The organism is Methylobacterium sp. GC_Met_2 (genome assembly GCF_026540795.1).
Classification (GTDB): Bacteria; Pseudomonadota; Alphaproteobacteria; order Rhizobiales; family Beijerinckiaceae; genus Methylobacterium.
Genome location: NZ_JALNUM010000005.1, coordinates 1 through 24,027, shown reverse-complemented (window position 1 = coordinate 24,027; position 24,027 = coordinate 1). Strand labels below are relative to the sequence as shown.

The following is a 24,027-nucleotide window of genomic DNA, read 5'->3' as shown; positions in this document are numbered from 1 at the left end:
CTCCGGCACAGGATGGCGCCCATGCCCGTTCTTCTGGACGCGACCGTGACACAGGCCGGCACCACCCCGAGCCTCGCCGGATTGCCGCGCGTGGTGCCTCCGCACCGCACGCCGCCGGAGCGGGAATTGCCGATCTGGGACTATCTGCGCTCGATCCGCGACAACAGCCTCCGGGGTTTCCCCCGGCGCGCCTTCGAGGAACCGGTGACCCGCCGGGGCCTGCTCGGCCGATCGAGCTTCATCCTGAACGAACCGGAGGCGATCCGCCGGGTCCTCGTCGAGAATCAGGCGAATTACGCGCGCACCACCGGGACGATCCGGATCCTGCGTCCGATCCTCGGCGACGGCCTCCTGATCAGCGAGGGCTCGGCCTGGCGCCACCAGCGCCGGACGCTGGCCCCGGCCTTCACGCCGCGGGCGATCGACGGCCTCGTGCCGCACATCGCGACCGCCATCACGGAGGGGCTGGATCACATCGCCGCGGAGGCAAAAGCGGGCCCGGTCGACCTGTTCACCGCGTACTACCGACTCGCCCTGGAAGTGGCCGGGCGCGCCATGTTCTCGGTCGGCATGGACGAGCACGGGCCGGAGTTGCGCCGGCTCATCGCCGCGTACGGCGAGCGGATGGGCCGGCCGCACCTGCTCGACATCGTGACGCCGCCGGGCTGGCCGGTGCCGCTCGACTGGGCGCGGGGGCGCTTCCGCCGCCGCTGGATCCCGTTCCTCGACCGGATCATCGCGGCCCGCCAAGCCACCGACCGGAGCCAGGCTGGGTCGGGCGACCTGCTGGACCTGCTCGCGGCGGCGCGCAATCCCGATACGGGCGCCCCGTTCTCGCCGGCCGAGCTGCGCGATCAGGTCGCGACCATGATCCTCGCCGGCCACGAGACCACGGCCGGGACGCTGTTCTGGGCCTCCTACCTGCTGGCCCTCGCCCCGGAGGTGCAGGAGCGCGTCGCCGAGGAGGCACGGAGCGCGGACCTCGCCGACCCCACCGGCTGCCAGAGCGACGGGCGCCTCCCCCTCACCCGCGCGGTGATCGACGAGACCCTGCGCCTCTACCCGGCGGCCTTCGTGGTGGTGCGCCGGGCGCTTGGGCCCGACACGGTGGCGGGCCATGCGGTGAAGACAAGCGACATCGTGATGGTGAGCCCGTGGGTGCTCCACCGGCACCGGACGCTCTGGTCGGACCCCGACGCCTTCGATCCCGGTCGGTTCCTGCCGGGGTCGCCCCCGCCGCCGCGCTTCGCCTATCTGCCGTTCGGCGCCGGCCCGCGGGTCTGCATCGGCGCGCAATTCGCGCTGAGCGAGGCGGTGATCGCGCTGGCGCACTTGCTGCGGCGGTTCCGGTTCGTGCTGGACGATGCGGAGCCGATCCTGCCCCAGGCTGTGGTGACCACCCAGCCGGAGCGGGCGGCCCGATTCCGGCTGATCCCGCGGGATCCGTTCGGCTCCTGAGGTTCGTTGCGGGTTTGGTCTTCGAGTTTGTTCGACCGCGTAACCCGATCTCTCCGAAAAGAGGAACGCCTCCGTTTCTCTCCCTCCCCCCTCTGCGGGGGAGGGTGGCCCCCAGAGGGGGTCGGGAGAGGGGAGCGACAGTGCAGAACGGAGTACCGGCCTTCATGCCGGTCACGCCCCTTCCTGAAGCCGGGTCCCCTCTCCCGGCCCCTGCTCACGCAGGCGCCACCCTCCCCCGCAGAGGGGGGGAGGGAGAATGCGCGTGCGCCCAGGATAGCGTCGACCGGATACAGCCTCGCGAACACGACGAAACCGCACCCGGCGGACCGGGCGCGGCTTTTGGATTGCATGCCGGCGGGAGCGACTCCGCTGAGGCTCAAGCGGCCTTCTTGGAAGAACCGAGCCGCCCGCCCTTGTTGGCGGCGACCTCGGCAAGCTTGGCCGCGAGCTTCGCGTCGAGCTTGCCGGCGACACCAAGCGGAAGCTCGATGTCGAGACCGAGGGTCGAGACGCCCTCGCCGCGCTCCAGGGTGACCTTCACCTTGTCGGCTTCCACCGACACGTGGTTGGCGATCACCGCCAGGATCTCGTCCCGGAGCTGCATCACGAGATCCGGACGCCCGGACTCGGCCCGCTCGTGGGCGAGGATCAGTTGCAGGCGGTCGCGCGCGACCGAGCCGGAGTTGCGCTTCTGGAAGAGGCCCAGGATGCTCATGCCGCCCTCCGCATGAACAGCTTGTCGAGGAACGACTTGCGCTCGACCGGCAGGCTCATCGGAACCTCCTCGCCCTTCAGCCGGCGCGCCGCGTCGGCATAGGCCCGCGCCGGGGCGCAGAGGGGGTTGTTGAGGGTCACCGGGCAGCCGAGGTTCGAGGCGCGCAGCACCTCCTGGCTTTCCGGGATGATCGCGAGAAGCGGGATCGACAGGATGTCGAGCACGTCTTCGGTCTTGAGCATGTCGCCGCGGTCGGCCCGCAGGGGGTCGTAGCGGGTGAGGATCAGGTGCTTCTCCATCTCCTCGCCCTTCTCCGCCTTGGCGGTCTTGGAATCGAGCAGACCGATGATCCGGTCGGAGTCGCGCACCGAGGAGACCTCGGGGTTGGTCACCACCACCGCCACGTCGGCGTGGTGCATGGCGAGCTGGGCGCCGCGCTCGATGCCTGCGGGCGAGTCGCAGATCACCCAGTCAAACTTCTCGCGCAGCTCTTCCATCACCCGGGCGACGCCGGCGTCGGTGAGCGCATCCTTGTCGCGGGTCTGCGAGGCCGGGAGCAGGTGCAGGGTATCGACCCGCTTGTCCTTGATCAGCGCCTGCGTCAGCTTGGCGTCGCCGTTGACCACGTTGATGAGGTCGTAGACCACGCGGCGCTCGGCGCCCATGATCAGGTCGAGGTTGCGCAGGCCGACGTCGAAATCGACGACGCACACGCTCTGCCCGCCCTGCGCCAGGGCCGCTCCGAGGGCCGCGGTCGTCGTCGTCTTGCCGACGCCGCCCTTGCCCGATGTGACGACGAGAACCTTTGCCACGCGTCGATCTCCCTAAATCCAGAGCTGAATTAATCTAAGCTTGCCATTCGGATGTTGCCGCCATCGAGCCAGACCTGGGCGGCCTTGCCGCGCAGGGCCGTGCCCATGTCCTCCGCCGTCCGCACGAGGCGGTCGATCCCCAGCAACTCGGGCTCGAATTTGCGGCAGTAGATTCGTGCGCGCGGGTTGCGCGCGGCTCCGGCGATCGCGCGACCGCGCAGGGCGCCGTAGACGTGGATCGAGCCCCCCGCCAGGATCTCGGCCCCCGAGGAGACCGAGCCCATCACGGTCACGTCGCCGGTCGGGTTGATGATGCTCTGACCGGAGCGGACCGAACCCTCGACGGTGATCGAGGTGACCACCTGCGGCTCCGGCTCGGACGGGACGCTCGGGATCTCGATCTTGTCGGACGGGTGTCCCTTGACGAGGAGCGGCGGCAGGCCCTCGCCGACGAGGTCGGTGCCCTCGATCCCCAGGACCGCGATGCCGCGGGCCTTGAGTTCACGCATGAGCGTCTCGAGGGCGACCGGCTCGGGCTTGAGCTGGGCGCAGTCCAGGATGACGGCCCGGCCCTTCAGCAGGGCCGGCGAGCGCTTGAGCGCCGCGTCGAGACCCGCGAGCCACTGCGGAAGCGGCGGTTCGGGGGAGAGGGCCAGGGCCTTGAAGGCCCGCCCGCGCAGGCTGAGCGGCCGGGGCGCGGAGGGAGATGCCGCCTGGGCGGTCTCCGGATCGATTGGCTCGGGGTGGGTCTCGCTCATGTCCGCCCGTTAAGAGTCCTTACCGGACCATTGACGGCGGGTATGGTTACCGAAGGGTTAAGTTTCTGATCCGGTCGGCAAATTCTGCCGGGATCCTGGTATCAGTGCGCTGGAAGACGATTGCGGGCGGTCTATCGGTCGGGCACCGGCCACCATCGTGCAATCTCTGGATTGGCGCCGAAGGTATGTTCACCGCGAATGCTGCGAGCCACGCAGGACCGTAAGGTGATGGTGAGGACGCAGCGCCGACGCGCTCCTCCCCCCTTGCGGGGAGGAGTTGGAGGTGGTGCAGGATCGAGCGATCCGGCGCCTTCTGTACCACCCCCACCCCTGGCCCCTCTCCGCAAGGGGGAGGGAAATGCGCTATCCTTTCACAGCGTCCAGCCGCGGGGACAGACGTTTGGATCCGCAAGCCTACACGGCAAAGGGAACCCGCACCTCGGCCGGAAAATCCACGAAGCAGTCGTCACCATAAGCCAGTGAGCTTCACAACAACTGCTGTGCCGGTACGCTCGTCCATTGACGGATTGATGGGCAAATCCAGGCGCAAGCGCTGCCGATCGCAAACCGCGGATGCCGCGAAGACGACGCATGGCATTCGGGCGCGGGGCGCTCGTTCGCGTCTCCCCAGCGCGACGACCAGTGCTCGACCTCTTCGGTCGTCGCATGAAGGCCGGTCACCTGGGCTTCGTTCCAGGCCTTCAGGGTGTCTTGCCGCAAGATCTCCCGTTTCTCCGCGCGGTCGAGATACTGAGCGATGGCTTTGCGCATGATCCCGTCAGGCGTACGGCGACGGATCTCGGCCAGATGCTCGACCCGCCCCCTGAGCGTGTCGTCGAGCTCGATGGATGTGGACACGGCCATGCTGTGAACTCAGGGGGACGGTTCTGCCGCGCCCACAATAGTGGACCCAGCCCGTTCATCGACACGGCCAACTCCATTGAACGACGCGCCTATCCGGTGCCCCTCAAGACAACGGTCGAGACAACGGTTAGCCCCGCTCGAACAGGTTCAGCTTGATCGCGTCCTCGAGCAGCCGCACCTCCACGGCCTGCCCCCGGAAGGCCGGATCGAGATCGTCGGCGGCGCGGTAGAGGCCGTCGATCGCCACCAGTTCCGGCTCGAACTTGCGGCACCAGATCCGCGCCGTTGGGTTCCCGGCGGCTCCCGCGATCGCCCGGCCGCGCAGCGCGCCATAGACGTGGATCGAGCCCCCCGCGATCACCTCGGCCCCCGAGGCCACGGCGCCGAGCACGGTCACGTCGCCCTCCAGATGCAGCACGGTCTGGCCCGAGCGCACCGGCGTATCGAGGATCAGCGAGCGCGCGGCCTCCTTGGGCTGAGCCTCTGTCGGCGGCGCTTCGCCGGACGCGGACGTGTCGATCTCTCCGGCGGCGCGCCCGCCCGACAGGGCCGGCGGCATCCCGGGCCCCAGCAGCGCCGGCGATGCGCCCTCGATCCCCAGGATGGCGATGTGGCGCGCCGCGAGATCGGCCAGCAGCCCGTCGAGATCCTCCCGCGTCAGCCGCAGGCCCCCCAGGTCGAGGATCACCGGACGTCCCGCGAAAAAATTCGGCGCGCGCCGGTTCAGGGCATCGAGGTCGCCGAGCCAGTCGGCCACGGGTGGGATCGGCGCCAGGACGGTCGCCATGAAGGACCGGCCGCGGAAACGGATCGGCGGGCGGACCGGCTCGGATGTCGGCTGGGTCACGGGTATCTTCGATGTCGCTGCAATCGTCGCCTGCATCCATGCTGTGCCGGCGCGCGCTGGGCAATCCCGCAGAGGCCCGTGTGACGCCCTGGCGAGGTCGCCGCTGCGTTTCTGTTGTAGAGAGGTGCCGCAGCCGATCCGGACGAGGCCCTTGAGCAGCATCCCAGTCCAGAAACCCTTCGTCGTCGACGACCTGACCCGGGCCAACCAGCGCCGGGCGGCCGATCCGCGGGCCTCGGCCTGGGTCTCGGCCAATGCCGGCGCCGGCAAGACCAAGGTGCTCACAGACCGCGTGGTGCGCCTGCTGCTCGACGGGTCGCCGCCCGGGCGGATCCTGTGCCTGACCTTCACCAAGGCGGCCGCCGCCAACATGGCGATCCGCGTATTCCGGCTGCTCGGGCGCTGGGTGACCCTCGACGACGCCACCCTTGCGGCGGAACTCGCCGAGCTCACCGGCGAGCGCGCGGATCCCGAGCGTCTGCGCATGGCCCGCCGGCTCTTCGCCCGGGCGGTGGAGACACCGGGCGGCCTCAAGATCGAGACCCTGCACGCCCTGTGCGAGCGGCTGCTGCACATGTTCCCGTTCGAGGCGAACGTGCCGGCCCGCTTCGTGGTGCTCGACGACACCAAGGCCCGGGAGATTTTTGAGATCGAGATGGCCAACGTCTTGGCCGACGCGGTCTCGAACGGCGATACGCCGCTCAGCGCCGCCCTGGCCCGGGTCACCCCTGAGGCGACGGGCGATGCCCTGCGGGCGGCGATACGGTCCGCGCTGCGGGCTCGGGGCTTCGTCGGCGACGCGGCCGGCCTGGAGGCCGCGTTCGGGCGCCTGCACGGGGCGCTCGGGCTCGCGGCCGAGGAGACGGCCGAGCGGATCGAGGCCGCGATCCGCGATGGCGGTCCCGGATGCGCGCCGGAGGACAGGGCCGGCTTGGTCGCGGCGCTCCGCACCGGCAAGGCCAACGACGAGAAACTCGCCGACGCTTTGGCGGAGGCGGAGGCCGAACGCGCCCGCTCCGAAGGGTTTCCGGACCGCGCCGAGGCGCTGGCCCTCTACCGGTCGGTCTTCTTCACCCAAAAGGACGAGCCCAAGGCCGACAGCAGCCTCGGCACGAAGGCGGTCCCGGCCGCCGCCAAGGAGGCGCTGATCGCCGAGCGCGACCGGCTGGATCCGCTGTTCGATCGGCTGCGCGCCGCCCGGGCCCATAGCCGCACACAGGCGCTGTTCCAGATCGCCGCGGAGATCCACCGTCGGATTGAGGCCCAGAAGGCCAGGCTCGGCGCCCTCGACTTCGACGACCTGATCCACAAGGCCCTCGACCTGCTCGGGCGGGTCGGCGCTGGCTGGGTCCTGTACAAGCTCGACCGGGGAATCGACCATATCCTGGTCGACGAGGCGCAGGACACCAACCCGGAGCAATGGGCGATCCTTCGGGCCATCACCCAGGAATTCGCCGCCGGCGAAGGGGCCCGGATCGGGAACCGGACCCGCTTCGCAGTGGGCGATCCCAAGCAGTCGATCTACGGCTTCCAGGGTGCGGAGCCGCGGGAATTCGCGCTGACGCGCGCAGCTTGGATCTCGGAATCGCGCTCGGCCGGCCTGACCTTCGAGGACGTGCCGCTCACCCTGTCGTTCCGCTCGACCAGCCTCGTGCTGCAGGCCGTCGATGCGGTCTTCGCCCTCGATGCCCACAACGAGGGCCTGTCCTTCGAGGACACGGTGCGCCAGACCGTCCATGCCAGCGCGCGGCCCGGCGCCCCCGGCGCCGTGGAGTTGTGGCCGATCGCCGAACCCGAGCCCGCAGCCGAGCCCGATGCCTGGACGGCTCCGGTCGACGCCCCGGAGACCAGCGCCCCGGCGATCGTCACGGCCCGCCGGGTGGCGCAGGCGGTGCGGACCTGGGTTACCCGGGGCGATGCGACCGGCCGCGTGTGGCGCCCCGGCGACGTGCTGATCCTCGTGCGCAAGCGCGGACCGGCCTTCGAGGAGGTGATCCGGGCCCTGAAGGGCCTCGCTGTCCCGGTGGCGGGCCAGGACCGGTTGGAGGTCTCGGCCCATATCGCGGTGGCCGATCTCGTGGCCGCCGGCCGGGCCGGCCTGCTGCCCGCCGACGACCTGACGCTCGCCACCGCGCTCAAGACGCCGCTGGCCGGGCTCACCGATGAGGATCTGGTTCGGATCGCTGCCCGCCGCGACCTGTCGGAGACGCTGGAGGATGCCCTTCACCGCCACGCCGCTGCCGGTGACGCGGCGGCGCTTCATGGGCTCGCCACACTGACAGAGTGGATCGCGCTGGCGAGCCTGCATGGTCCGTTCGGCTTCTATGCGCGACTGCTCGGGCCGCTGGGGGGCCGGGCCAAGCTCGTCGCTCGGCTCGGTGGCGAGGCGGGCGACGCCATCGACGTGTTCCTCGCCGCCGCCGCGCAGGCCGAAACCGGTGAGGATGCGCCCTCGCTCGGCGGCTTCCTGGCCCGCTATGTCGGCGCCGAGGCCGGGCACACGGTCAAGCGCGACCTTGAATCCGGGCGCGACGAGGTGCGCGTCATGACGGTTCACGGGGCCAAGGGCCTGGAGGCGCCGGTCGTGGTCCTTCTCGACGGCTGCGAGCCCCTGGGCCGGAACGACCCGCCGCTGTTGCCCCTGCCGGCGACCGGACCCGCACTGCCGCCGGTCTGGTCGGGCGGCCGGACCCAGGATTGCGCCGCCACCGAGGCCGCCCGCGCCGCCCTGCTCGCCCGGGCGCGGCAGGAGCACAACCGCCTGCTCTACGTCGCCATGACCCGGGCAGCCGACCGGCTCATCGTGGCGCCATTCCGTGGCCACGAGCGCGAGACCGAGGCCGCGTGGTGCCGCATGGTCCAGGCCGGCCTTGAGACGACGCTGGGTGCAGGCCAGACCGTCGAACTCGCCTACGGCCCAGCCACCGTGTGGCAGGAGGGGGCCGAGGCGCCCCGCGAGCGCGAAAAGCTGCCCCCGGCCGCGGTGCCCGTACCGGAGCCCGGCTGGCTGCGCAGCCCCGTTCCACCGGAGCCGGAGGCCCCGGCGCTCAACCCGTCCGGGGCGCTTGCCGCGGCGGACGGAACCCGGGTGCCGCCGCCACGCCTCGCCGATGCCCAGGCACGGCGCCGCGGCATCCTGATCCACGCCCTGCTGCAGCACCTGCCCCGCGTCGAGCACCAGCGGCGGGAGGCGGCCGGCCTCGCCTTCGTCCGGTCCCGGGCACCCGGCCTGCCCCGGCCCGCCCACGTCGCGATCGTGCGCTCGGTCCTGCGGATCATCGACGATCCCAACCTCGCGCCCCTGTTCGCCCCGGACGCCCGCGCGGAGGTGAGCCTGTCGGGGCGGGTGCGCACGGCTGCCGGCGAGCGCGTGGTGCAGGGGCGTGTCGATCGTCTGAGCGTCACCACCGATACGGTTCGGATTGCCGACTTCAAGACCGGGCGGCCTCCGGATCCGGATACCCCACTTCCGCCCGCCGAGGCAGGACAGATCGCCCTCTATGCCCGGCTGCTCGGCCAGATCTATCCCGGCCGCACGATCCGCCCGATGCTGGTCTGGACATCGGGGCCGGTGATCCGCGCACTCGATGCGGCCGACATCGCGGCAGCCCTGGAGCGGGCCGGGATCGCGGCTTGAGCCGCGTCTCGGATCCCGCCAGGCTTATCTGGGCCCGATCTCCGACCAATGAACCGCGCGCCATGGCGAAGGCGCTTATGCGAAAGCGCACATCTGAGAGGCATGTCCCCATATCGGATCATACCGGCGCGTCCGCTCTTCTTGACCACGCCCCGACCCGTCGCCAATTCTGAGCGAACCGCGCGGGCCCCTGCCCGTCCGACACCGCCCCTCTGGCGGCGACTTCCGAAGGGTGACGTTATGGCGACCATGAAGGTGACCGACGCGAGCTTCGAGCAGGACGTTCTTCAGTCCGCCGAGCCCGTCGTGGTGGATTTCTGGGCAGAGTGGTGCGGCCCCTGCCGCCAGATCGGCCCGGCCCTCGAGGAGATCGCCACCGATCTGCAGGGCAAGGTGAAGATCGCTAAGGTCAACGTCGACGAGAACCCGCAGATCGCCGCCCAGTACGGCATCCGCTCGATCCCGACGCTGCTGCTGTTCAAGAACGGCGAGCGCGTGGACCAGAAGGTCGGCGCCGCCCCGAAGGGCGACCTGTCGCGCTGGATCGGCGCCCAGACCGCCTGACCCCAGAGCTCTGATCACTTATGGAGAGCCCGGCCATGCGGCCGGGCTTTCTCCGTTTCATGGCTGATTTATTTTCTCTGATCCGGCGTCGAAGCCCGAGCCCGATCGTCCAGTCGCAGGAGGAGCCGTTCGGGCCGGCGCCGATGACAGTGAAGGCGTTCGCATCCCGGTTGGGGCCGGCGGACAGCATCGACCGACAGGAACACGCCATTGACGGCGGCGTCAGACCGGCGGGGTGTCGTTGGCGGCAAGGACTAACCCGGCCAGGTAGAGCGAGCCGCAGATCAGGATGCGCGGTGGCCGCTCGAAGGCGATGTCCTTGACCATCGCCAGGGCCGCTTCGATGCTCGGGGCCGCATAGGTCGAGAGGCCGACGCCCTCGCCGATCCGGGCGACTTCTTCGGCCGGACGCGCCGCCAGCGTGCCGCTGATCGGCACCGCTACGAGGGCGCGCGCCAGTCCGACGAAGTTGCGCAGGAAACCGTCCGCGTCCTTGGTGCCGAGGAGCCCGACGATCAGCACCAGGGGGACATCGCTCTTCTCGCCGAGATCCGCCATGGCGGCGGCGAGGATCCGGCCTCCGTCGATGTTGTGGCCGCCATCGAGCCACAGCTCGGTGCCGGGATCGAGCTGCGCGGCCAGCCGCCCGCGCCCCAGGCGCTGCAGCCGGCCCGGCCAGTCGACCTCGGTGAGGCCCTTCTCCAGGGCCGTGTTGCCGATGTCGCCGAAGCCCGCCGCCCGCAGGGCCGTGATCGCCGTGCCGGCATTGACCAGTTGGTGGCGCCCGGCGAGGCGGGGGCGCGGCAGGTCGAACAGGTCGGTCTCGTCCTGGTAGACGAGCCGGCCGCGCTCCTCGTGGACCGAGAAATCCTGGTTTCCGACGAAGATGGGCCCGGCACCGATCTCCTCGGCGCGCCGGCACAGCACGGCGTCGGCCTCGGCGTAGTCCTGGGCGGCGATCACCGCCGGACAGCCGCGCTTGAAGATCCCGGCCTTCTCGGTCGCCACCGATTCCACCGTGTCGCCGAGATACTCCGCATGGTCCCGGCCGATCGGCGTGACCACCGCGCAGGCGGGCTGCGCGATCACGTTGGTTGCGTCGAGCCGGCCGCCGAGCCCCACCTCCAGCAGCAGGACATCGGCCGGGCTCTCCGAGAACAGCACCAGGGCCGCCGCCGTGGTGATCTCGAACATGGTGATCGGCGCGCCGGCGTTGGCGGTCTCGCAGCGCGCGAACGCGTCAGCCAGCCGATCCTCGTCCACGAAATGTCCACCCCCGATCCCGCCGATCCGGATCCGCTCGTGGAAGCGCACGAGATGGGGCGAGGTGTAGACATGCGCGGCGAGCCCCCCGGCTTCGAGGATCGCGCGCATGAACGCGATGGTCGAGCCCTTGCCGTTGGTGCCGGCGACGTGGATCACCGGCGGCAGGCGCCGCTCCGGATGGTTGAGCTGGGCGAGCAGCCGCTCGATCCGGCCGAGCGACAGGTCGATGGTGCGGGGATGAAGCGCGAGGAAACGCGCCATCAGGGCATCGGATGAGGCCATCGCGCGGGCTTTACGCCGCCTCGTCGGCCGTGACCGGGGTCGCCGGCGCGGCGACGTTGGTCAGGAGGCCGCAGAGGCGGGCGATGGTCTCCTTGAGCTGGTGGCGGTGGACGACCTGATCGACCATGCCGTGCTCACGCAGGTATTCCGCCCGCTGGAATCCGTCCGGCAGCTTCTCGCGGATGGTCTGCTCGATCACGCGCGGACCGGCGAAGCAGATCAGCGCCCCCGGTTCGGCGAGGTGCACGTCGCCCAGCATGGCGTAAGAAGCGGTGACGCCGCCGGTGGTCGGGTTGGTCAGCACCACGATGTAGGGGAGGCGCGCCGCATTGAGCCGGCGCACCGCCACGGTCGTGCGCGGCATCTGCATCAGCGACAGGATGCCCTCCTGCATCCGCGCCCCGCCCGAGGCCGCGAACAGCACGTAGGGCGTGCGCTTTTCCAGCGCCGTCTCGGCACCGCGCACGAAGGCCTCGCCCGCTGCCATGCCGAGGGAGCCGGCCATGAAGCCGAATTCCTGCGCGGCCAGCACCATCGGCAGGCCGCCGACCCGGCCGAAGCCGATCTTGAACGCGTCCTGCAGACCGGTCTTGGCGCGGGCCTCCTTGAGCCGGTCGACGTAGCGCTTCTCGTCGCGGAACTTGAGCGGATCGGTCGGCGCCTCGGGCAGCGCCACGTCGATCCACGTGCCCTCGTCGAACATCATCTTGAGGCGCGCCTGGGCGCTCATCTTGAGATGATGCTCCGAGCCGGGGATCACCCAGTTGTTGGCCTCCACCTCCTTGTGGAACACCATCTGGCCCGTATCCGGGCATTTGACCCAGAGGTTCTCGGGCGTTTCGCGCTTGAACAGGGTCTTGATCCGGGGGCGCACCACCTCCGAGATCCAGTTCATCGGTTCGACCATCGCCTCGCGTCCGTCCGCTTCGAGCCCGCGACAATATCAGGTGGCGGGCGCTTCACCGCCAGGGTCGGCATGGATGGCGGCTCAGGCCGCCCGCTCCACCGAAGCGGCGCGCACGCCCTCGGCCAGTTCGCGCACCAGCCCCGCCACTGCCGGGACACTGCCCGCCTGCGGACGGCCCTCGGCGTCGAGCGAGCGCACCAGCGCGTCCACCAGGGCCGAACCGACCACGACACCGTCCGCACCCTTCGCGATCGCCGTCGCATGCGCGCCGGTCTTCACACCGAAGCCGACCACGACCGGCAAGTCGGTGTGGCGGCGGATGCGGCCCACCGCCTCCGAGACCTTGCCGAAATCCGGCGTGGCGGTGCCGGTGATGCCGGTGATCGACACGTAATAGACGAAGCCCGCCGTATTCGCGAGCACCGCCGGCAAGCGCCGCTCGTCGGTGGTCGGCGTCGCGAGCCGGATGAAGGCCAGCCCTTTGGCGAGGGCCGGCAGGCACAGCTCGGAATCCTCCTCCGGCGGCAGATCGACCACGATCAGCCCGTCGATCCCGGCCGCCACCGCGTCCTCCAGGAACCGGTCGACGCCGTAGGTGTGGATCGGGTTGTAGTAGCCCATCAGCACGATCGGCGTGGCGTCGTTCTCCGCCCGGAAGCGGCGCACGAGGTCCAGCGTGCCGGCGACGGTCTGCCCGGCCTTGAGCGCCCGCAGGCCGGCCGCCTGGATGGCCGGGCCGTCCGCCATCGGGTCGGTGAAGGGCAGGCCGAATTCCAGAATGTCGGATCCGGCGCCCGGCAGGGCCTTCAGGACCTCCAGGGAGGTCTCGGGATCGGGGTCGCCCGCCATCACGTAGGTGACGAGGACGGCCCGGTTCTCCGCGCGGGCGCGGGCGAAGGTGGCGTCGATGCGGCTCGGCATGGGTCGGCAGGGTTCGCGGTTGCGGGCATTCGGAGCCCGGGGTTGCACCCGCGCTACACCAAAGCCGGCGGCCCGTGAAGCGGGCGGCGCTCGGCTCCCCTGCGCACACCCGGGTTGCTGCCGTGGCGGCCCGCCGCTAGCGCTCCGCCATGACTATCACGCTCCCGACGCGCCGTTTGGCCGCGCTGCTGTTCGACATGGACGGCACGCTCATCAGCTCGATCGCCTCGGCGGAGCGGACGTGGTCGCGCTGGGCCGTGGCGCACGGGCTCGACGTGGCCACGTTCCTGCCGACGATCCACGGCGTGCGTTCTGTGGAGACGATCCGCCGCCTCAACCTGCCAGGGGTCGACCCCGAGGCGGAGGCCGCAGCGATCACGCGGGCCGAGATGGAGGATGTCGGCGACGTCATCGAGATCCCGGGGGCGCGGGCCTTCCTGGCGACGCTGCCGCCGGATCGCTGGGCGATCGTGACCTCGGCCCCCCGAGCCCTGGCCCAGCGCCGACTCGAAGCGGCCGACATGCCCACCCCCACCCTGATGATCGCCGCCGAGGATGTCGCGCAGGGTAAGCCCGCACCGGACTGCTTCCTGCTGGCCGCGCGCCGACTCGGGATCGCCGCGGCGGAGTGCTGCGTGTTCGAGGATGCGCCGGCCGGGATCTGCGCCGCCGAGGTCGCGGGCGCGTCCGTAATCGTGGTGACGGCGACCCATCGCGAACCGGCGCCGGCCGGGCATCCGGCGATCCCCGATTACCGCCGGCTCCGCGCGGTGGCAGGCCCGGACGGTATTCGCCTCTCCACGGACCGTTGAGGCAATCACGGCCGAGCCGTTGACTTTCGTCGCCGGCCACGCCGCCCTATTCAGCGTGGGAACGCCGGACGCGGAGCAGCGTGCCTATGACCAAGCCCGACGGTGTGACGACACGCCTCTTCGAGACCGAAGAAGGCCTCCGGCTGGTCGCGGCGCGCAGCGATCCGGCTTGGCGCCACTGGGGGCCGTATCTCAGCGACCGGCAATGGGGCACGGTCCGGGAGGATTACAGCCCGGACGGCGAGGCCTGGGATTATCTGCCCCACGATCACGCCCGGTCCCGGGCCTATCGCTGGGGTGAGGACGGGATCGGCGGCTTCGGCGATCGGCACCTCAACTGGTGCCTGTCGCTGGCCCTTTGGAACGGCCGCGATCCGATCCTGAAGGAGCGGCTGTTCGGCCTGACCAATCAGGAGGGCAACCACGGCGAGGACGTCAAGGAACTCTACTACTACCTCGACGGCATCCCGACCCACGCCTTCATGCGGATGCTCTACAAATATCCGCAGGCCGAATTCCCCTATGAACGGCTCGTCGCGGAGAACGGTCGCCGCGGCCTCGACGATCCGGAATTCGAGCTGCTCGACACCGGCGCCTTCGAAAACGGCCGCTATTGCGATGTGGAGATCGCGTACGCCAAGGCGGCGCCCGACGACATCCTGATGCAGGTCACCGCCACCAACCGGGGGCCGGAACCCGCCGACCTGATGCTGCTGCCGCAGCTCTGGGCGCGCAACACATGGTCGTGGAAGCAGGGGACGCCGAAGCCGGAGCTGATGGCCGGATCCGACGGATCGGTCTGGGTACGCCATCCCGACATGGCGCCGATGCGCTTCTTCGCCGAGGACGCCGCCGAGCTGCTGTTTACCGAGAACGAGACCAACACGCACCGCCTGTTCGGGGCCGGGCCCGCCGGGGGCTTCTACAAGGACGGGATCGACGCTTGCGTGGTCGGCGGCGATCGGGCCGCCGTCAATCACCTGTCCGGCACCAAATGCGCCGCCCGCTACGGGCTCCATCTCGGCCCCGGCGAGAGCCGTACCTTACGCCTGCGCCTCCGCGCCGAGACCGCCCCGGGGGAGCCCTTCGCGGATTTCGACACGGTCTTCACCCAGCGCGAATCCGAGGCGGACCGCTTCTACGCCGCCCTGCAGGCACCGATCGCCGATCCCGAGATGCGCCACGTCCAGCGGCAGGCACTGGCCGGCATGCTGTGGTCGAAGCAGCTCTATCATTACGATGTGCGCGAGTGGCTGGCGGGCGACCCTGCACAGCCCGCCCCCTCCCCTGCGCGCCGGCACGGGCGCAACGAGGACTGGGCGCACCTGCGCGCCAACGACATCATCTCGATGCCGGATGCCTGGGAATATCCCTGGTTCGCCTCCTGGGACCTCGCCCTCCAAGCGATCGTCTTCGCGCTGATCGACCCGGACTTCGCCAAGAACCAGCTCCTGCTTCTGGTCGACGAGGCCTACGCCCATCCGAACGCGGCACTGCCGGCCTACGAATGGGGGTTCGGGGACGCCAACCCGCCGATCCACGCGCTGGCCGCCTGGCGGGTGTTCGAGCTGGACCGGGCGCTCACCGGCACCGCGGACCACGCCTTCCTCAAACGGATCTTCAACAAGCTGACCCTGAACTTCACGTGGTGGGTCAACCGCAAGGATGCCGACGACCGCAACCTGTTCCAGGGCGGCTTCCTCGGTCTCGACAATATCGGGATCTTCGACCGCTCGAAGCCGGTGGGCGACGGCGCCACCCTCACCCAGTCCGACGCCACCGCCTGGATGGCCGCCTACGCGCTGGCCCTGATGCGCATCGCCATCGAGCTGGCGCTGCAGGACCCGACCTACGAGGACATGGCGGAAAAGTTCTTCGAGCATTTCCTCCTGATCGCCGCGGCCACGGGCGATGGCGTCTGGGACGAGGAAGACGGCTTCTTCTACGACGTGATCGAGACCCGCGACGGGGCGCGCCTGCCGATCCGGGCACGCACACTGGTCGGCCTGATCCCGATCTTCGCGGTGGCGACGATCAACGAATGCGACCTCGCGAAGCTGCCCGCGTTGCGCAACCGGATGCTGTTCTTCCTGAAGAACCGCCCGGACCTCGCCTCCCTGGTGTCGCGCTGGAACGAGCCGGGCCAGGGTCAGACCGCGCTGTTGTCGCTGCTGCGCGGCCATCGGCTGAAGGCGCTGCTGCACCGCGCCCTCGATCCGGCGGAGTTCCTGTCCGATCACGGCCTGCGCGGGGTGTCGCGCGTCTATGCGGACCACCCCTTCTGCTTCGCCTGGGACGGGCGTGATCTCGGTCTCGCCTACGAACCCGCGGAGTCGCGCTCGCGCCTGTTCGGCGGCAATTCGAACTGGCGCGGGCCAGTCTGGATGCCGGTCAACTATCTGCTGATCACCGCCCTGAACCGGTTCCACGATTATTACGGCCCAGACTTTCGGGTCGAGGCACCGACCGGCTCGGGGGGGACGTCCTCCCTGCGCGAGATCGCCCTCGACCTGTCACGTCGCCTGATCGCTCTTTCGACGCGGGGTTCCGACGGGCGCAGGCCGGTCTACGGGGACAGCCAAATCGAGCAGGACGATCCGCATTTCCGCGAGCTCGTGCTGTTCTACGAATATTATGACGGCGATACCGGCCGCGGCGTGGGCGCCTCCCATCAGACCGGCTGGTCCGGGCTCGTGGCCCTGCTGATCCAGGACGTCGCCACGGCTTCGGCGCCGGACTGAGCGGCAGCGCGCGCCCCGACGGTGCCCCCTACTCGGCCGCCGTCCTCATTCGGAGCCGCTGATCGGCCCCGATCTGGCGCGAGATGTCCGAGCGGCGGGCGCTGTAGATCGCCGACACCAGGGGGTAATCGACCGGCAGGCCCCACTTGGCCCTGTAAGCCTCCGGCGTCAGGCCGCGGAGGGTCAGATGGCGCCGCAGGGTCTTATAGGGTTTTCCGTCCTCGAAACTGACGATCGCGTCGGGCCGGATCGAGGCCCGGATCTGCGCGTCGGTCGCGCGTCGGGTCGGCGCTTGCGACGGGCGGTCAAGACCCACAACCGCGCCGTGTACCGTGGTCAGCAGATCCGGCAGGATATCGGCCGGAACGCTGTTGCGCGTGACGTAAGCGCTCGTGATCCGCGCGGCGATCTCGACACTGGGCGGGATGATCCGCATGGCCGCCTCCTCCGTACCGTCCGATTTCGACGGGGGTTTATATTCGCGTTGCGACGGCGACCGACCGGAAGGGTCTGATCAGTCGCACACTCGACACAACTAGAGCGCGAATTAGTTTATGAATCACTCTACCTAAAATATGTAAAGGTCGTCAACGCCAATCCAGCATGCGCGCCTATCGGGGACGGCGTCGATGCCGCCGGGCGTGTCGTTCGGCGACGGCGGGCCAAGTGTCGAGGCGGGGCGTGTCAGGATGCTCCGGACAGGGCGGCGCGCACGGGTCCAGTCGGCATCCGGGTGGATCGCGCGTTGCCTGCGCGAAACCAGCCGGCCGCTCTGGGAAGGTGGCTCAGAACAGCAGATGCAGCGCCAATGGCGCCAGGATTGCCGTCAGGAAGGCGTTGAGCCCCATGGCGATGCCCGCGAAGGTGCCGGCCACTTCGCTCACCTGGAAGGCGCGTGCGGTGCCGATGCCGTGGGCGGCCAAGCCTGCCGCGAAGCCGCGGGCGCGCATGTCATGGATCTTCAGCGCGTTCATCATCGGCGTCACGAGAATCGCCCCGATGATGCCGGTCAGGATCACGAGGATCGCGGTGAGCGTCGGATCGCCGCCGAGCGCCTCCGCGATGCCCATCGCGACGCCGGAGGTCACCGATTTCGGGGCGAGCGAGACGAGAACCGGCTGCGGGATGTCGAGCAGCCGGGCCAACGCGATCACCACCGCCAGCGTCGTCGCCGCGCCCGCGGCCAGGGCCGTGAGCATCGGTACCAGCGCCCGCTTGACGGTAGCCCGCCGCTCATAGAGCGGCATGGCCAGCACGACGGTCGCGGGTCCCAACAGGAAGTGCACGAACTGCGCGCCCTCGAAATAAACCGGATAGGCCGTGCCGCTCAGGGCCAGCACGCCGCCGACCAGCGTCACCGTGATCAGCACCGGATTGGCGATCGGATGCCGGCCGGTCGCGGCGGCGATCCGGTCCGCCAGGACGTAGGCGGTCAGCGTCACGGTCAGCCACAGCAGCGGCGTCTTGGCGAGGTAGACCCAGAGGGAGAAATCGCCGCTCACGCGTCAGGACTCCCCATCGCGCCCCGGCCCCTCCACCCGGGCCGCCACGGCGCGGAACACCAGCACGGTCACGAGCAACGAGAGCGCCGTCGACACCACCAGCACGATGGCGAGCTTCACGCCCTGCGCCCGCAGCAGGTCGAGGCGGCCGACGACGCCGACGCCCGCCGGAACGAACATCAGCGAGAGGTTCATCAGGAGCCCCCGCGCGGTGATCTCGAGGGTGCCGTCGGTCAGCGGCTTCGGGAGAAAGCGGGGCAAACCGAACCGCGGCGTGTCGCGCAGCAGCAGGAAGCCGAACATCAGCCCCATGCCGATCACGGGTCCGGGGATCGGCACGTGGGCCCCGCGGGCGATCGCCTCGCCCACGAGCTGGGCCAGCAGAATGAGCGCCAGGCTCGCGATCATCGCCGCGGCTGCCCTTATACCATCCCGGCCTGCCGCTGGCCGATGCGTCGCGCCGTTGCGATGGCGCCATCGTCGAAGCCGAGGAGCCGGCCCAACCTTTCGACCAAGGCCTCCTCGAATTCGTCGACTCGGCCGTCCGCCGCTGCGACCGACCACGCCATGGTCAAGAGCGCTTCGCGCTCCGCCCTATCGGCCTCGTGGGGGATCATCTCCACGAGGCTCACCACGTCGCGGGTCTCGGCATCCATCGCCGCCGCGCGCTCGATCAGCGCCCGCGCCGCGTCCGGACCGTCGGCGTAATGGCCCTGCACGAGGCGGGACAGGCGCTCGCTCTCGGAGGCCGCCAGAATCCCGTCGACCCGCGCCACGTGGACGAGGAGCGCAGTGGCGGCGAGGTGCGTGTCGTCCACGTCCTCGTGTGCGCCCACGCCGAGGGCTTCGGCCGCATAGGCGCGCAGGCGTGCGATAAGGGACATGGGGGCTCCGAAGGGGGCACCGATCGATCGTGCCTCGCACAGTTCGGGCCGACGCCGAGCGTCGTCAAGCATGGCATCGCTGATGGAGGCCGGGCGTGGCCGCGCTGCATCGCCCCCGGTCTGACAGCCGTGACCGATCGCGTTGCAATCGGGCACGGCTCTCAGCCCTCGTTGTGACGCGCTCTCTTGCGCCGAACCGGTGTCCACTGCGGCGGAGAGCGCTCTAGCCCCGCGCCGCCGCGGTCGCCCCCGCGACCAGCTCCGCCAGGATCGCGTCCGCCGCACGAACCGCGGCGGGCCCGGCCTCCGCGGGGGTGCCGGCCCGGAACGGTGGGTCCGGGGCGTATTCGGCCACGAGCTGCGCGGTCTGGGCATAAGCGGGTCCGCGCAGGCGGGCGGCCAGTGCCAGCCCGAGATCGAGCCCCGCCGAGATCCCGGAACCGGTCATGCGGTTGCGATCGACGACGACCCGCTCCGCCACCGGCTCGGCGCCCAGGAGCGGCAGCACCGCGTCGCGCACGCACCAGTGAGATGTGGCGCGGTAACCCCGCAGCAGGCCGGCTGCGCCGAGGATCAGCGATCCGGTGCAGACGCTCGTCACCCAGGCGGCCCGTTCGGCACGATCCCGGAGGAAGGCCAGTAGCCGTGCGTTGCGCATCTGCGCGGGCGTGCCGTCGCCCCCCGGCACGAACAGGACGTCGAGGTCCCGCGGGCAAGTCTCGAAGGTGTGGGTCGCCAACAGCGACACGCCGGTATCGCTCGCCACCGGTCCGGCCGCCTCGGCGACGAGGTGCAGGCTGCCGGGCGCAAGCCCTGCGAGCAGCTCCTGCGGGCCGACGAGATCGAGGGCGGTGAGGCCCGGGAACAGCACCATCGCGATCCGGACCGGTCTTTCGTCCGGGATCGGGCCTGGACCATCATCCGCCCGAGCGCGGAGCGGCCAAGCGGCGCCCGCCGCGGCCGCGGCGGCGATGAGGTCCCGGCGGCGCGGACCCGCCGGCCCGGTCACGAAAGGCGCGTCACAGCGGCCAGTCCGCGTCGCGGTAGGCGCTATCCCAGAACATCCATTCGAGGCGGGTAGCCTGGGTGAAGGCGTGGTGCATGCGTTCCCGCTGGCCGGCGGTGACGTCGTCCGCCGCCCGGTCGGTGGCGGCGATCATCGCGGCGACGGCCTCGGCGAAATCCGCGCCCGCATAGGTGTCGATCCAGGCCCGGTAGGGGTTGTCGGATGCGGCGCAGGCGAAGATGTCGTCGCCGACTTCCTTGTAGATCCAGAAGCAGGGCAGCAGGGCGGCGCAGACCACCGGGAACGGCTCGGCATAGGCGGTGGCGAGCAGGTAGTTCACGTAATGGTCGCAGGCCGGCGTCAGCGGCGTGGCCGCGAAGGTCTCAGGCCCGATGCCGTAATCGCGGAAGAAGCCGCCATGCAGGGCGCGCTCCACCACGATGGCCTCCTGGGCGGCGGCCGAAAACTGCACGATCCCGTCCGGATCCGGCGCCTTCGCGGCGGCGAGGCTCAGCGCTCGGCCGAAGCCCACAAGGTAATGCGCATCCTGCACGATGTAGTGGCGGAACCTGTCCTGCCGCAGCGTGCCGGCGGCGAGTTCCGCGTTGAACGGCATCGACCGGATGGTCTCGTAGGCGGCGGCGTTGCGCGCCCAGGCCTCCTGCGAGAACGTCCCCTGTCCGGCATGATCGGCCATAGCTGCATCAGCCATATCAGCCCTGCCGCTGGGCGTGCGTGACGGCGACGTGGATCAGTTCGGCCAGTGTTCGCACGCCGAGCTTCTGGCGCATCTGCGAGCAGGCATTCGTGACGGTCTTGTAGCTCACCGACAGGTCGGTGGCGATGGCGCCATAGGACCGCCCCTGGGCGAGGCGCGCCAGGATCTGCTGCTCGCGCGGGGTGAGCTGCGATTCCGGCGTGCGCCGGGCGTCCGCCCGCAGCATCGCGACTTCGGTGGCCAGCCGCCGGTCGAGATAGACCTCCCCGATCCGCACCTTGCCGAAGGCCTCGAACAGCTCGGCCGAGGCATGATCCTTCAGGACGTAGCCGAGCGCCCCGGCCTCCAGGGCGCGGGCGACGATCACCGGATCGTTGTGCATGCTGAACACGAGGATCCGCGTCTGCGGCGCCACCGCGCGGATCCGGCGGATCAGGCCGAGACCGGCCATGCCGCTGCCCTGGAAGGTCAGGTCGCAGATCACCACCGGCGGCCGGAGCCGGTGGAAGATCCGGTATCCGGCGACCACCGAGGTCGCTTCAGCGATGGTTTCGACGCCGGCATCCTCCAGCACGCGGCGACAGCCCTGCAGCACGATCGGATGATCGTCGATGACGAGAACCGGCAGGCGTGTGGCGGCGATGTCGATCTGGGAGGCGATGGCGTTCATGCGCTCGGCGCGTTGTTCTCGTCGCCCCGGTCCGGCGGGACCGGGATCATGATCCGGACGATTGCGCCGGGGCCGGCATTGTCAAGGGCGAAGGTGCCGCCCAAAGCCTCGACGCGCTCGCGCATCCCCGAAAGACCCAGCCCGGTGCCGGGCTCGGCCGGGGCGCCAGGACCCGGGAGCCCGGTGCCGTTGTCACGGATCGTCACGGTCAGGTGGTTCTTGGATTCCGTGGCTTCCGCCTCGACCCGGGTGGCGGCGCCATGCCGCACGGCGTTGGTGGCGCTCTCCTGCACGCAGCGGAAGACGGTGAGGTCCACGAGGTCGCCGTAGCCGCGCGCCAGGCCGTCGAACCGGCCGACGAGATCGAGGCCGGGATGGCGCTGGGCGAAGCCCCGCAGGAGCAGATCGAGGCAGGTGGCGAGCGGCGCCTGCCCGAGCCCGTGTGGCCGCAGACGGTTCAGCAACTCCCTGTTGACGGTCTGGACCTGCCCCACGATGGCGCTGATCTCGGCCGCCCGCGCGGCGAGCTTCTCGCGGCTGGGCTCGGTCGGACCCGAGGCGATCCGGGCGATCGAGGCGGCATTCGCCTCCAGTGCGAACAGGCAAGGGCCGAACTCGTCGTGCAGTTCGAGGGCGGTGCGGCGACGCTCGTCGTCCTGCGCCGTCAGCAGCTGCCGGTTGAGGCGCCCGTTGGCGGCGCGGACCTCGCTCAAGGCCGCCGCCACCTTGTTGAACCGCTCGGCGATGACCGCGAGTTCCTGGGCGCCTGGGGGCTCCAGACGGGCGGTGTAATCGTGGTGCTCCAGCTGCGTCAGGCCGGCGCCGAGCCGCCGCAGCGGCGCCAGGATGCGGCCGAGGGCGACGTAGAGCGCCATCAGCATGGCGACGTTGATCGCCGCCGTGGTCAGCGAGAGCGCCCGCGCGTAGCCCCAGATCTCGTCGATCTCGTCGAGGGGCTGGGTGGTGATCTGCGCCGTGCCGAGTTGCTGCCCCTTTGCCGTGATCGGAAGGGTGTGGCGCTCGATCGGCGGCCTGATCAGGTCGGCGAACCAGCCCGGTGCTTCCCGCACGGTCCGATGGGTCGGGACCGCGCTGCCGACGCGCGCGCTGGCATCGTCGAGGACCGCGACGCGGACGTGCCGCAGCACCTTGAAGCGCAGGTCGAGGGTCTGGAGCAGGCTCTCGGGTGGGGTCGTCTCGGAGAGGCGGATCGTGTCGGCGACCAGCGACTCCACCGTCGCAAGCGAGGCCCGTGTCTCCACCCGCACCGCCGTCCGGGCGTTGAGCACGATCACGCCACACGAGATCAGGGCCGCCAGGGCGTCGATGAACAGCACCACGGCGATGAGCCGCGCCCGGGTCGACCACGTCGACCAGGGCCAGCGCCCGGCCCGGCTTGCGGGAGCTGCGGGCATCGGGAGATTTGTCGGTCGTGTATCCACTCCGAGACCCATAGCGGGCACGCGGGCGAAGTCCATGCGGCGCCCGTCGACCCTGACGTCTCCAATGTGCCGGTCGATGACGGATCGTTAAGCCGTCGCTGCATATCTTGTGGATAGACGTGGATCGACTGGCCCCGCCCAGACTTCGGACCGACATCTTTGCGCCGTATTGCGGCTCCTCTACTGGCAGCCGAGTTGAACCGCCTCCGGCTCGCCGGAGGAAGGCGATCGGTCATGGGGGGGCCGGTCGCGCGTCGTGCCTCGTGTCAGAGACCCCGGACCATGATCGACCTCGCTCTGGACCCGTCAGACACCCGGGAGAACCGGATTCCGGCAGCGCCACCGCGCCGTGCGCTCGACCTGCGCATCGTCCTGTTCGGGCTGGCCGGGATCGGCGTGCTCGGCGGCTTCGGGGTCGCCGCCTCGACGCTGATGGCCGGGCTCGCATCGCCGCCCCCGATGAAGATCACCGCCGCGCCTGGCCGCGCCCAGGACTGGCCCGACCTGAAGGACGGGCTTCCGGCCCTGGCCGGAACCGTTGCATCCGCGACCCCCGAGGCGAAGCCGGCCGAACCGGTCGCTCAGGCCCCCCGCATGGCATCCCTGCCCGACACGTTCACCCCGGCGGCGGCGCCCAGCAAAGCGCCGGTCGCGCCCCCCGCCAAGGCCACCGACGCATCCGTTCCGCCGACCCGGCGCATCCCGACCCCGACACCGGTCGCGCCGCTCGCGGCGAGCCGACAGGTCGTGCCGCTTCCGCCGAGCCGCACGGCGGCGCTCCAGACGCCGCGCGCGTCCGAGACGGTGCGCGCCCGCGTGCTGAGCGAGCCGGCCCCGAAGCCGGTCGCGGCGGTCGCACCGGCGGAGAAGTCTCCGAAAGCGACGCCCAAGGCTGTCGCCGCGAAGCCGACGCCGCCGACGAAGACCGCCGAGAAGGCCAAGCGTACGGCCCCCACCGCCGTCGCGCAGGCCGAGCCCGCGGAGTCGGAGGAAACGGAGGTGCTCGGGATCAAGCTCCCGTCGCTGGCGCCCGCCGGACGCAAGCTGAAGGAAAGCGTCGACGCCATCGGCGACGCGGTGAAGAGCGTGTTCTGAACGGCTGGACCGCTCGCGCGCCCTCCCTCGCTTCACTGCGGGCTACGAAGTTCACACAATCGTGCCGACACGCTCTCCCCCCTGGCGACCCCGGGCTTGCTCGGGATCGCTCAAGCTTGCGGGAAG

Annotated in this window: 21 protein-coding genes and 1 pseudogene; 6 read left to right on the top strand and 16 right to left on the bottom strand. The window is 70.4% G+C overall.

Features of this window, described 5'->3' with window-relative positions:
* The first annotated feature begins 21 nt into the window (after positions 1–21).
* On the top strand, positions 22–1,458 hold the full coding sequence (locus OXS49_RS03250) for a cytochrome P450 (RefSeq protein WP_267421761.1): 1,437 nt from the start codon (positions 22–24) through the stop codon (positions 1,456–1,458).
* A gap of 376 nt (positions 1,459–1,834) precedes the next feature.
* On the opposite strand, the gene minE is transcribed toward OXS49_RS03250, so the two are convergent.
* The 5 genes and pseudogenes from minE to minC (OXS49_RS03225) all read right to left on the bottom strand — a co-directional run bounded on the left by minE (position 1,835) and on the right by minC (OXS49_RS03225) (position 5,394).
* Positions 1,835–2,173 (bottom strand): cell division topological specificity factor MinE, encoded by a 339-nt coding sequence (gene minE / locus OXS49_RS03245; RefSeq protein WP_243925022.1) that lies wholly within the window; start codon positions 2,171–2,173, stop codon positions 1,835–1,837.
* A complete protein-coding gene (gene minD, locus OXS49_RS03240) occupies positions 2,170–2,985 on the bottom strand; it encodes a septum site-determining protein MinD (RefSeq protein WP_267354356.1) in 816 nt (271 codons plus the stop codon). The genes minE and minD overlap by 4 nt, the downstream gene beginning before the upstream one ends.
* A gap of 29 nt (positions 2,986–3,014) precedes the next feature.
* Positions 3,015–3,743: a septum site-determining protein MinC gene (minC, locus tag OXS49_RS03235; RefSeq protein ID WP_267421759.1), complete on the bottom strand. Its 729-nt coding sequence runs from the start codon at positions 3,741–3,743 to the stop codon at positions 3,015–3,017.
* Positions 3,744–4,334: 591 nt separating this feature from the next.
* Positions 4,335–4,607, bottom strand: a pseudogene (locus tag OXS49_RS03230) (CopG family ribbon-helix-helix protein); the annotation flags it as partial.
* A 127-nt stretch (positions 4,608–4,734) separates the two neighbouring features.
* Positions 4,735–5,394, bottom strand: coding sequence for a septum site-determining protein MinC (minC, locus tag OXS49_RS03225; protein ID WP_267421895.1), 660 nt, complete (start codon positions 5,392–5,394; stop codon positions 4,735–4,737).
* A 211-nt stretch (positions 5,395–5,605) separates the two neighbouring features.
* Here minC (OXS49_RS03225) and addA point away from each other — a divergent pair, with 211 nt between their 5' ends.
* Complete coding sequence (addA, locus tag OXS49_RS03220; RefSeq protein WP_267421756.1) at positions 5,606–9,091, top strand: double-strand break repair helicase AddA; 3,486 nt, start codon at positions 5,606–5,608, stop codon at positions 9,089–9,091.
* A 240-nt stretch (positions 9,092–9,331) separates the two neighbouring features.
* Entirely contained in the window at positions 9,332–9,655 is a 324-nt protein-coding gene (gene trxA, locus OXS49_RS03215) for a thioredoxin (protein ID WP_243925026.1), read from the top strand.
* 222 nt (positions 9,656–9,877) lie between these two features.
* Here the strand turns inward: trxA and OXS49_RS03210 are convergent, their stop codons facing one another.
* The 3 genes from OXS49_RS03210 to trpA form a co-directional block, all read right to left on the bottom strand.
* Positions 9,878–11,203, bottom strand: a complete 1,326-nt coding sequence (locus OXS49_RS03210; RefSeq protein WP_244004917.1) for a folylpolyglutamate synthase/dihydrofolate synthase family protein — start codon at positions 11,201–11,203, stop codon at positions 9,878–9,880.
* 10 nt (positions 11,204–11,213) lie between these two features.
* Positions 11,214–12,110, bottom strand: coding sequence for an acetyl-CoA carboxylase, carboxyltransferase subunit beta (gene accD, locus OXS49_RS03205; RefSeq protein WP_267421753.1), 897 nt, complete (start codon positions 12,108–12,110; stop codon positions 11,214–11,216).
* 81 nt (positions 12,111–12,191) lie between these two features.
* Positions 12,192–13,031: a tryptophan synthase subunit alpha gene (trpA, locus tag OXS49_RS03200; RefSeq protein ID WP_244004913.1), complete on the bottom strand. Its 840-nt coding sequence runs from the start codon at positions 13,029–13,031 to the stop codon at positions 12,192–12,194.
* A 149-nt stretch (positions 13,032–13,180) separates the two neighbouring features.
* Between trpA and OXS49_RS03195 the strand changes: the two genes are divergently transcribed.
* Positions 13,181–13,843 carry an HAD family hydrolase gene (locus OXS49_RS03195; protein ID WP_267421751.1) on the top strand — a complete coding sequence of 221 codons (663 nt, stop codon included), beginning with the start codon at positions 13,181–13,183 and terminating at the stop codon, positions 13,841–13,843.
* An 86-nt stretch (positions 13,844–13,929) separates the two neighbouring features.
* A complete protein-coding gene (locus OXS49_RS03190) occupies positions 13,930–16,584 on the top strand; it encodes a glucosidase (protein WP_267421749.1) in 2,655 nt (884 codons plus the stop codon).
* Positions 16,585–16,612: 28 nt separating this feature from the next.
* Here OXS49_RS03190 and OXS49_RS03185 read toward each other — a convergent pair whose 3' ends face one another.
* The 8 genes from OXS49_RS03185 to OXS49_RS03150 all read right to left on the bottom strand — a co-directional run bounded on the left by OXS49_RS03185 (position 16,613) and on the right by OXS49_RS03150 (position 22,842).
* Positions 16,613–17,020 carry a MucR family transcriptional regulator gene (locus OXS49_RS03185; protein WP_267421747.1) on the bottom strand — a complete coding sequence of 136 codons (408 nt, stop codon included), beginning with the start codon at positions 17,018–17,020 and terminating at the stop codon, positions 16,613–16,615.
* Between the two features lie 349 nt (positions 17,021–17,369).
* A complete protein-coding gene (locus OXS49_RS03180; protein ID WP_243925033.1) occupies positions 17,370–18,086 on the bottom strand; it encodes an LrgB family protein in 717 nt (238 codons plus the stop codon).
* 3 nt (positions 18,087–18,089) lie between these two features.
* Positions 18,090–18,494, bottom strand: a complete 405-nt coding sequence (locus OXS49_RS03175) for a CidA/LrgA family protein (protein ID WP_244004905.1) — start codon at positions 18,492–18,494, stop codon at positions 18,090–18,092.
* Positions 18,495–18,508: 14 nt separating this feature from the next.
* Positions 18,509–18,970: a TerB family tellurite resistance protein gene (locus OXS49_RS03170; protein WP_244004903.1), complete on the bottom strand. Its 462-nt coding sequence runs from the start codon at positions 18,968–18,970 to the stop codon at positions 18,509–18,511.
* Positions 18,971–19,193: 223 nt separating this feature from the next.
* Positions 19,194–19,844 (bottom strand): DJ-1/PfpI family protein, encoded by a 651-nt coding sequence (locus tag OXS49_RS03165; protein WP_267421893.1) that lies wholly within the window; start codon positions 19,842–19,844, stop codon positions 19,194–19,196.
* A gap of 145 nt (positions 19,845–19,989) precedes the next feature.
* Positions 19,990–20,673 (bottom strand): thiaminase II, encoded by a 684-nt coding sequence (gene tenA, locus OXS49_RS03160; protein ID WP_267421891.1) that lies wholly within the window; start codon positions 20,671–20,673, stop codon positions 19,990–19,992.
* A gap of 16 nt (positions 20,674–20,689) precedes the next feature.
* Positions 20,690–21,364, bottom strand: coding sequence for a response regulator transcription factor (locus OXS49_RS03155; protein ID WP_243917968.1), 675 nt, complete (start codon positions 21,362–21,364; stop codon positions 20,690–20,692).
* Positions 21,361–22,842, bottom strand: a complete 1,482-nt coding sequence (locus OXS49_RS03150; RefSeq protein ID WP_267421741.1) for an ATP-binding protein — start codon at positions 22,840–22,842, stop codon at positions 21,361–21,363. Before OXS49_RS03150 ends, OXS49_RS03155 begins: the two co-directional genes overlap by 4 nt.
* A gap of 246 nt (positions 22,843–23,088) precedes the next feature.
* Between OXS49_RS03150 and OXS49_RS03145 the strand changes: the two genes are divergently transcribed.
* The gene (locus OXS49_RS03145) at positions 23,089–23,901 is read left to right on the top strand and encodes a hypothetical protein (protein ID WP_267421738.1); all 813 of its coding nucleotides are present in this window, start codon (positions 23,089–23,091) and stop codon (positions 23,899–23,901) included.
* Positions 23,902–24,027 lie beyond the last annotated feature (126 nt).